The following is a 9315-nucleotide window of genomic DNA, read 5'->3' on the forward strand; positions in this document are numbered from 1 at the left end:
AAGCCGCCTCGCGTGACGGCGGTCGCACCCGCCCCGGTGGTCAGCGGTGGCGGCCGCTGAGGACGTCGAGGACGTCGGTGTAGCGGCCCTCGGCCTCGGCGTCGCGGAGCCATCTGACCCGCTCGACCAGGATCTGCGGGGCGTCCGGCTGGGTCTGCAGCAGGGCCATCACCTCGTCGAGGAAGTCGTTCAGGGGCATCGCGGTGGGGTCGTCCTGCTGGTTCATCAGCGTCGTCCGGACTCCGGGTGGGGCCAATTCGATGACGCGTACGGCGGTGCCGTCGAGTTGCACGCGGAGGCTCTCAGTGAAGGAGTGGATTGCCGCTTTTGTTGCGTTGTACGTGGGCGTGGCCGGCAGTGGCACGTAGGCCAGGCCGGACGTCACGGTCATCACGGTGGCCCGGGGCTGCTGGAGCAGGGTGGGCAGGAACGCGGCGACCAGGCGGATCGGGCCGAGCAGGTTGGTGGTCACGGTGTTCTCGGCGGTGGCCAGGAAGGACGGGTCGCGCAGGTCCTCGGTCAGCATGATGCCGGCCATCGTGATCAGCGTGTCCAGCCCGGGGTGGCGGTCGAGGACCTCGGCCGCGGCGGTCTCGATCGAGGCCGGGTCGCAGGTGTCGATGCGTACGGTGTCGAGGCCGGGGTGGTCGGCGCGGATCTTCTGCAGCAGGTCGGTGCGGCGGCCGCCGACGATGACCTGGCTGCCGGTGGCCTGGAGGCGCAGGGCCAGACCGAGGCCGATGCCGGAGGTCGCGCCCGGGATGAAGACAGTGTCCACGCGGCGCCCCATCTCTCACTCTGCGGGAAGCGGCTTTCCTCAAGGTGAGAAATACCGTGTGGCGAGGACGATACGAGGCGTCGCGTGCCTGGTCAAGGGCAGGATCGGCATTCGGGACGGGCCCGCTCTGGATCAAGACCGAGCGTGTCGGCGGCGAATCGCCACCAGGGCGATCGCGCCCAGACCCACGGCGATCAGCAAGCCGCCCAGCGCCATGAACGGCATCGAACCGCTGCCTTCGTCGCTGACGGCCTGGAGGTCGGGCGGCGCGGTCGTCGTAGGCGCGATCGTCTCGGGCTCGGCCGCTGCCGCGAGCGGGCTCACGGTAGCGACGGGCGACGGCCGGACCTTGGCCACGGCGGTCAGGGTGAGCAGCGTGCTCGCTGTGCCTCCGGCGGTGCCGGTCAGGCTCTTACGCGCGGTGCGGTAGCCGTCCATGGCCGCGACGACCGTGATCGGACCGGCGGCGATCGGCTGGTCGGCCTTCGACGTGACGGAGAAGCGGCCGCTGCGGTCGCTGGTGGCGCGGTACTTGTGCCCGGCGCTGTCCCGGACGGTCAGGGCCGCGCCGCTGATCGCCTTCCCGTCGGCGTCACGGACTCGGCCGGATACCCGCGAGACCAGCGTCTTGTCCGGTTTGGACGGGGAAGGGGCCGAGTTACTGACGTACACCGTCTTGTGATCGAAATAGTTCTGACCGCCGAGCCGTACGGCGGCCGAGATGTTGAGACCGGTTGTACCCGGTCCGGCCGACGGCGCCACGAGCTTGGCCTCGAAGTTCCGGCTCCTACCCGCTCCGAGACTCGGCTCGGCCCGGCACCCGGCCTGGCACTCGAGCCCGCCCCCGACCACGACGATCGCCGTCTCGGTGGCCTTCCCGGTGTTGGTGACGCGGAACTTCACGCGCACCGTCTCGCCCGGCTTCACGTTCTCGGCCGACACGCTCAGGATACGGACGGGCGTCGGTGCGGCCGTCGCCGGCGCCGTGGACAGCGCGATCGTCGTCGCGAGCGGAACGATCGAGGTGAGCAGGGCGCGGAAAGTCGCCGGCAGAAGCATGGCGAGCACTATGCCCGGTCGACAGTGGACCGCGCGACCCGCCCGGCGCAGCGCGCCGAGCGGGTCGCGGGCATTGCCTAGCGGTACGTGATGTCGCTCTGACTGACCTTGCAGTTGGCGTCGTTCCAGCCCGCGCCCAGGTACTTGGGCTCGCTGCCCTTGGCCACGCCCTGGTACTTGCCGCAGACCGTGGCGCCCGAGGCGTTGCTCAGGACGACCCGGGTGATGGTGGCCGTGTCACCCCAGTTGGAGTTGATGCCGGCGACCATGTCGATGTCGTTCAGCAGCACGTTGTCGATCCGCACGTGGCGGGTGTACGAGTTCGTGCAGTTGCCGCAGCCGCGGTACAGCTTGCCGGACCCGCTCAGGTAGAAGCCCGAGATGTTGACCGTGCCGTTGCCGTTGTGCTGGAACGTCTTGTCGCTGCCGTTGCGGGCCCCGCCGCCGATGACGTAGCTGGTGCCGCCGCCGGTGCCCTTGAACGTCGCGGCGTCCTCACCGATGTCGTTCCACCACACGTTGCGGATGGTGCAGGTGCCCTCGCAGTGCACGCCGTCGCCGGCGGGGGAGCCGAGGATGACGTTCTGCAGGATGCCGCCGTTGGCGATCTTGAACATCGGGTCCTGGGACTCGTTCTGCGAGCCGTCACCGATGCAGCAGTACGTCTTCATGCCGCCGTCGAAGGTGCCCGAGACGTTCACGGTGCCCGAGATGCTGACCGATCCGGCCGAGGACGGCCAGGCGCCGGTCGGCGTGCCACTGCTCGGGGGCGGGGTGGTCGTGGGCGGCGTGGTCGTCGGTGGCGTGGTCGGGGTCGTGCCGCCACCCCCGTTGTACGTCTCGAACTCGGCGATCCGCGGGGCCGCGGACGCGCTGGTGATGTCGAGGGTGAGCTTCTTCAGCGAGGTCGAGCTGAACGAGATCGTGCCCGGGGTTCCGCTGCCGCTGGCCAGCACCGAGCCCGAGTCGCCGTTGAGCACGCGCCAGGCGCTGATCGAGCCGCCGCCCGAGGCGTGCCGGATGGTGGCCGACGAGACCGTGGTGGCGCTGCTCCACTTGACCGAGACGTACCCGGTCGAGCCGTTCGGCGACCAGTAGGTGCCGGTGTTGCCGTCCTTGACGTTGCCGTAGCTGGTGCCGCTGGCCTTGCTGGAGCCGTCGGCGCCGCCGTTGAGGCTCAGGTTGTCGGCCGCGAGGGCCTGCGTGGCCGGCAGCGTCAGCATGATCGCGGCGGCCGTGAGCCCGGTGGCGGCGCCGGCCGACCATCGGAGGGCGACTGTTCGTTTCATCCGTGTCTCGCTTCCATCATCGGGGGTGCGCGCCGCCCTCCCCACGACAGGAAAGCGCTTACCTCCGGACGATAGGCATGTGTCGATATCAAGACAAGGAGTTGCAGGATTTGCATTTAACGAGCCCGTAATCAGCTCGCGGGGACCGGGTCACCCGGACGAACCAGCCCGTACTGGTACGCCTGCACGACGAGCTGCGCCCGGTCCCGGGCATCGAGCTTGGTCATCGCCCGGTGGACGTGGGTCTTGACGGTCAGCGGCGACAGGTGCAGCCGGACGGCGATGTCGTCGTTCGACAGGCCGTGCGCGACCAGCGCCATGAGCTCACGTTCGCGGTCGGTCAGCAGGCTGAGCCGGGGGGCCACGGTCACCGGGGCGGGCCGGCCGCCCCCGCCGAGGAAATGGCTGAGCAGGCCCCGGGTGGCGCGCGGCGAGAGCAGGGCCTCGCCGGCGGCGACGACCCGGACGGCGTGCAGCAGGTCGCCGGGGGCCACGCCCTTGCCGAGGAAACCGCTGGCCCCGGCCTGCAGCGCCCGGACGACGTTCTCGTCGTTCTCGAAGGTGGTGAGGACGAGCACGCGGACGCCGGCCAGGTTCTCGTCGGCGGCGATGCGGCGGGTGGCTTCCAGACCGTCGAGGCGGGGCATGCGGATGTCCATCAGCACGACGTCAGCGCGTTCGCTCCGGGCCAGGTCGACGGCCTCGCGACCGTCGGCGGCCTCACCGACGACGGTGAACCCGGGCTCCGAGTCGAGAATCAGGCGGAAGCCGGCCCGGATGAGGGCCTGGTCGTCGGCCAGCACGACACGGATGCTCACGCCGGCACCACCGCGGCCGGGGCGGGCATGACCGCGCGGACCAGGAAGCGGCCGTCACCGGTGGGGGCGGCGGTGAACTCGCCGCCGGCCGCGGAGGCGCGTTCGCGCATGCCGAGCAGCCCGTAGCCGGAGCCGGCGGCCGGCTCGCCGGGACGGATGTCGTTGACCACCTCGACGGTGACCTCCCCGGGTTCGAAGCCGACGTGCAGGCGGGCGCCCCCGGCGCCGTGCCGCTGGGCGTTGGTCAGGGCCTCCTGGGCGATGCGGTAGGCGGCCAGATCGACGACGGCGGGTAGTTCGCGGGGAGTCCCGGAGCACCTGTGCCGGACGGTGAAGCCGCTCTTGCCGAGCGCGTCCAGCAGGTCGGGCAGCCGGTCGAGACCGGGCACCGGTTCGGTCGGGTCGAGCTCACCCGGGTTGCGCAGCACGCCGACCACCGACTGAATCTCCTTGAGCACGTTGTCGGAGGCCTCGCGGATGTGTTCGAGCACCGAGACGGCCTGGTCGGGCCGGCGGTGCAGGACGTGGGCGGCGGCGCCGGCCTGGACGCTGATCACGGCGATGTGGTGGGCGACGACGTCGTGCAGCTCACGGGCGATCCGGACGCGCTCGGCCAGGACCCGGCGCTCGGCCTCCTCCTCGCGGGTCTGCTCGGCGCTGTGGGCCCGCTGTTCCACTTCCTTCAGGTACGCCTTGTGGGTGCGGACCGCCTCGCCGGCGGCGGCCGCCAGGAAGATCCACGCGAAGATGGCCAGGGCGTCGAAACTCCACCAGTCGGCGCCGGTCTTGAGGACCCCGGCCAGATAGAACGTCGACGCGGCGGCGATCGCGCACAGCACACCCTTGCGCCGGTCGGTGCGCTCGGAGATCCAGTAGGTGACGATGCCGACCGCGGCCAGGACCCCGGGGTTGTGCACGTCGTTGACCAGGGCCACCACCGCGATGGCGGTCGCCGCCACCAGGGCCAGCATCGGCTGCACCCGGCGCAGCAGCCCGGCGGCGAGCGCGCAGACGGCCACAACGACGTCGTGCGGGCTGCTCAGGCCGCCCGCCTTGGTCACCACCGCCCCGGTCAGCAGACCGGCCAGCATGACGTCGACGACCAGCGGCCGCACAAAAGTCCGCTTGCAGGTAGCCATCCAGGTGCTCATCACCCTGCACCGTACGGGCCCGGGCGGGCGTTGACGTCCTACTGCAGTGGTATTCGAGGCGGCCTGCGGGATACCACGGCGATGGTAGGAAGAGCCTGCGTGCGTACGATGTCCCGCCGGGCCCGGCCCGGAAGGGTTTCCGGCATGGCTACCTACCTGTACCGGCTGGGCAAGCTCGCCTTCCGCCGGCGACGACTGGTCCTGTCCCTGTGGCTCGCGACGCTGGCCCTGCTGGGCGCGGGCGCGGTGCTGTTGTCCGAGCCGACCGTCGACGGCTTCTCGCTGCCCGGCACGGAGTCGCAGCGGGCGCAGGACGTGCTCGCCGAGGCGTTCCCACAGGCCGCAGCCGGGGGTGCGCAGGCCCGCGTGGTGTTCGCCGCGCCGGACGGCGAGAAGCTGACCGAGGCCGGTAACCGGGCCGCGGTGACGGCGACCGTGGAGCGGCTGCGCGGCGCCGAACAGGTCGCGCAGGTGACCGACCCGTTCGAGGGCTCGATCAACCGGGACGCGACGACCGCGTACGCCGAGATCACGTATCGGGTGCCGGCGGTGGGGCTGACCGAGGGGGCCCGGGAGCAGTTGACCGCGGCCGCGGAGACCGGCCGGTCGGCGGGGGTGACCGTGGAGGTCGGCGGGGAGGCGCTGGAGACCGCGCCCGAGCAGAGCCTCACCGAGGTGATCGGCTTCGCGGTCGCCGCGATCGTCCTGCTGATCACGTTCGGGTCGCTCGTGGCGGCGGGCCTGCCGCTGCTGACCGCCCTGGTCGGCGTGGGGGTCGCGATGACCTCGGTGCTGGTCGCCTCGGCGTTCACCGACGTCAACAGCACCACCCCGATCCTGGCGCTGATGCTGGGCCTGGCCGTGGCCATCGACTACGCGCTGTTCATCGTGTCCCGCTACCGGCACGAGCTGGCCCTGGGCCGCGACCATCTGGAGGCGGCGGGCCGGGCCACCGGCACGGCCGGCTCGGCGGTCACCTTCGCCGGCGCGACCGTGGTGATCGCGCTGGCCGCGCTGGCGGTGGCCAACGTGCCGTTCCTGACCCAGATGGGCCTGGCCGCGGCGGGCGCCGTGGTGGTGGCGGTGCTGGTCGCGCTGACCCTGCTGCCGGCGATGCTCGGCTTCGCCGGGGCCCGGATCACCGGCGGCGCGGGCCGCCGGACCCAAGACCCGGAGGCGTCGTCGGCGGGCCGCCGCTGGGCGACGGCTGTCACCGTGCGGCCGTGGCTGGCGCTGGCCGGGTCGGTGCTGGCCCTGGCCGTGATCGCGATCCCGGCCCTGGACCTGCGGCTCGGCCTGCCGGGCGACGGCGTGGCCGCACCGGACACCACCCAGCGCAAGGCGTACGACCTGACCAGCGAGGGGTTCGGGGCCGGGTTCAACGGTCCGCTGGTGGTCGTGGTCGACGGCGGCGATCAGGCGGCGGCCACGGCCGCGGCCGACACGATCCGGGCGCTGCCCGGGGTTGCGCTGGTCAGCCCGCCGGTGCCGAACCCGGCCGGGGACACCGCGATCCTGCAGGTCGTCCCGGCCGAGGGGCCGGACAGTCAGGGCACCACCGACCTCGTGCACGCGATCCGCGGTCTGGACGGGCCGGCCGGGGCCGACCTGCTGGTGACCGGCACGACGGCGGCCAACATCGACGTGTCGCAGCGGATGGGCGACGCGGTCGGCCCGTACCTGCTCGTGATCGTGGCGCTGGCGATGCTGCTGCTGATGGTGATGTTCCGATCGGTGCTGGTGCCGCTGAAGGCGATCGGCGGATTCCTGCTCAGCGTGGCGGCCACCTTCGGTGTGGTCGTGGCGGTCTTCCAGTGGGGCTGGCTGGCCGGCGTGGTCGGGGTGGAGCAGCCAGGCCCGATCATGAGCCTGCTACCGGTGCTGCTGATCGGCATCGTCTTCGGCCTGGCCATGGACTACCAGGTTTTCCTGGTCAGCCGGATGCGTGAGGAGCACGTGCACGGGGCCGGACCGCGGGCCGCGGTGGTCGACGGGTTCAGCCACGGCGCCCGGGTGGTGACCGCGGCCGCAGTGATCATGGTCAGCGTGTTCAGCGGTTTCATCCTGGCCCCGGAGGCGCAGATCAAGTCGATCGGGTTCGCGCTCGCGGTGGCGATCCTGCTGGACGCGTTCCTGGTGCGGATGACGTTCGTGCCGGCGGTGATGGCCCTGCTCGGCCGGCGGGCGTGGTGGCTGCCCCGATGGCTCGACCGGATCATGCCGGACGTGGACGTCGAGGGCGACAAGCTGCGTACTGAAGAAGAAGTCGGTCGTGATGTCGAGAGGGACCTCGTGGCTACGGGACGCTGACGAGCACCAGCTCGTTGCCCTCGGGATCGGCGATGCGCCGGCGCGTCTCCGAATCGTCCAGGAGCCGGCCACCGGCGGCGAGGATCGTGGCGAGGCGCGCCGGCGCGAGATCCGAGGGCACAGCGAGTTCGAAGTGGATGCGGTTGCGCTGCCGGCGCCGCGCGCGGCCGTCGACACGGCCTCGGTGTGCGCGGCCGAGTCGAGGCGTACGCGAAGGCCGGTCGAACGCAGGTCGACCTCGGCCGGCAGATGCCCGCCGCCCGCTGGCCCGCCCTCGACTCGCTGCGCGGGGTGGTCAGCGGCGCCGCTCCACTGCCCGCCGACCTGTGCGAACGACTGAACGAGCGGCTGCCCGGCCGGCTGTTCAACATGTACGCCACTACGGAGGCCGGTTGGGCGGCGATGGCCACCCCGGCCGACCTACGGGCGGCGCCCGGCACGGTCGGCCGGGCCCCTCGCGGCGTACGGTTCCGGGTCGTCGAACCCGGCGGCCCACCGCTCCCGCCGGACCGGATCGGCAAGATCCAGGTCCGGGGCTGGCACCCGGACGGGCAGTGGCTACCGACCGGCGACCTCGGCCACGTCGATCTCGCCGGCCGGCTCTTCGTCGACGGCCGGCTCGACGACATGATCGTCCCGGGCGGCGAGAACGTGTACGCCGGTCCGGTGACCACGATCGTGACCAGCCACCCGGACGTGGCCGACGCCCTGCTGGAACCGGTCGCCGACGAGGAGTTCGGCCCACGGCTGCGGGCCACCGTGGAACTCCGTCCGGGCCGGTCGCTGACCGCTGACGAACTGCGCGCCTGGCTCGACCCGCGGCTGTCCCGGGCCGAGCGGCCGCGCGACATCACCGTTGTCGCAGCACTGCGGCGGACGGCCACCGGGAAGGTGGTGCGACTGTCCAGCGTGAAACCGAGTGCCTATGATCACTGACTGACGGCCGCCTCATCGAAGGGCTTCATGATGACCGAACCCAGCATCGACACGAGCCGGCCGAGCAGTGCGCGGGTGTGGAACTACCTGCTCAACGGCAAGGACAACTTCGCCGTCGACCGCGACCTGGGCGAGGCGCTGCGCGTGGCCAACCCCCAGATCGTCGGGGTCGCCCAGTCCCAGCGCCGGTTCCTCAAGCAGGCGGTCACGCTGTTCGCCGGCGAGGCGGGCATCCGCCAGTTCCTCGACATCGGCACCGGCCTGCCCACGGCCGACAACACCCACGAGGTCGCCCAGCGGGTGGCCCCCGCTTCCAAGATCGTCTACGTCGACAACGACCCGCTGGTGCTGGTGCACGCGCGCGCCCTGCTGACCAGCTCGCCCGAGGGCGAGACGGCCTATGTCGACTCCGACGTGCAGGACCCGGAACGCATCCTCCGCGAGGCGGCCCAGACCCTCGACTTCACCCGGCCGGTGGCGCTGACCATGATCGGCATCCTGGGCAACGTGGCCGACTACGACGAGGCCCGCTCGATCGTCACGCGCCTGCTGGCCGCCGTCCCGTCGGGCAGCTACCTGGCCGTGAGCGACGGCACGAGCACCAGCGCCCAGAGCGTGGAGAGCCAGCGCGTGGCCAAGCAGAGCGGCCACCCGTACAACCTGCGCACCCCGGACGAGATCGCCGGCTACTTCGAGGGCCTCGACCTGCTCGAACCGGGCGTGGTGTCGACCTCCCTGTGGCGCCCCGAGCCGGGCGCCGAGGCCGAGCCCCTCGACGTCTACTGCGCGGTCGGCCGCAAGCCCTAGGGTCGTGTTCCCGGCCTCGCCTGACCCGGCGCCGACGTCGGCTGACCTCGGATCCGGGGTCAGCCGACCGTGACCGTGATCGTGTGACGGCCGGTGGCGCCGCTGGGGAAGGGCTTGGCCCGGGCCTCGGTCTGCACCTGGCCGGCGCCGTCGGTGGCGCGGACCGA

General features: G+C 71.8%; 8 protein-coding genes and 1 pseudogene. 3 read left to right on the forward strand and 6 right to left on the reverse strand.

Annotated features, from left to right (window positions below):
• Positions 1-40: 40 nt before the first annotated feature.
• The 5 genes from M1L60_RS44005 to M1L60_RS44025 all read right to left on the reverse strand — a co-directional run bounded on the left by M1L60_RS44005 (position 41) and on the right by M1L60_RS44025 (position 5095).
• Positions 41-778, reverse strand: a complete 738-nt coding sequence (locus tag M1L60_RS44005; protein WP_253243578.1) for an SDR family oxidoreductase — start codon at positions 776-778, stop codon at positions 41-43.
• A 132-nt stretch (positions 779-910) separates the two neighbouring features.
• Positions 911-1837, reverse strand: a complete 927-nt coding sequence (locus M1L60_RS44010; RefSeq protein WP_253243579.1) for a carboxypeptidase-like regulatory domain-containing protein — start codon at positions 1835-1837, stop codon at positions 911-913.
• Positions 1838-1914: 77 nt separating this feature from the next.
• Complete coding sequence (locus M1L60_RS44015; protein ID WP_253243580.1) at positions 1915-3126, reverse strand: pectate lyase; 1212 nt, start codon at positions 3124-3126, stop codon at positions 1915-1917.
• Positions 3127-3257: 131 nt separating this feature from the next.
• Positions 3258-3944, reverse strand: a complete 687-nt coding sequence (locus M1L60_RS44020) for a response regulator (protein ID WP_253243581.1) — start codon at positions 3942-3944, stop codon at positions 3258-3260.
• Positions 3941-5095 carry a sensor histidine kinase gene (locus M1L60_RS44025; RefSeq protein ID WP_253243582.1) on the reverse strand — a complete coding sequence of 385 codons (1155 nt, stop codon included), beginning with the start codon at positions 5093-5095 and terminating at the stop codon, positions 3941-3943. The genes M1L60_RS44020 and M1L60_RS44025 overlap by 4 nt, the downstream gene beginning before the upstream one ends.
• Positions 5096-5239: 144 nt before the next feature.
• On the opposite strand from M1L60_RS44025, the gene M1L60_RS44030 reads away from it, so the two are divergent.
• Positions 5240-7405, forward strand: coding sequence for an MMPL family transporter (locus M1L60_RS44030; protein ID WP_253243583.1), 2166 nt, complete (start codon positions 5240-5242; stop codon positions 7403-7405).
• Here M1L60_RS44030 and M1L60_RS44035 read toward each other — a convergent pair.
• Positions 7392-7577, reverse strand: a pseudogene (locus M1L60_RS44035) (VOC family protein); the annotation flags it as partial. The gene M1L60_RS44030 and the pseudogene M1L60_RS44035 overlap by 14 nt on opposite strands.
• Positions 7578-7591: 14 nt before the next feature.
• Here M1L60_RS44035 and M1L60_RS44040 point away from each other — a divergent pair.
• Together M1L60_RS44040 and M1L60_RS44045 are read left to right on the forward strand one after the other, a co-directional pair.
• Entirely contained in the window at positions 7592-8341 is a 750-nt protein-coding gene (locus tag M1L60_RS44040) for an AMP-binding protein (RefSeq protein ID WP_253243584.1), read from the forward strand.
• A gap of 27 nt (positions 8342-8368) precedes the next feature.
• On the forward strand, positions 8369-9148 hold the full coding sequence (locus tag M1L60_RS44045; protein ID WP_253243585.1) for an SAM-dependent methyltransferase: 780 nt from the start codon (positions 8369-8371) through the stop codon (positions 9146-9148).
• Positions 9149-9315 lie beyond the last annotated feature (167 nt).

It is taken from the genome of Paractinoplanes aksuensis (assembly GCF_024137025.1).
GTDB classification, from domain to species: domain Bacteria; phylum Actinomycetota; class Actinomycetes; order Mycobacteriales; family Micromonosporaceae; genus Actinoplanes; species Actinoplanes aksuensis.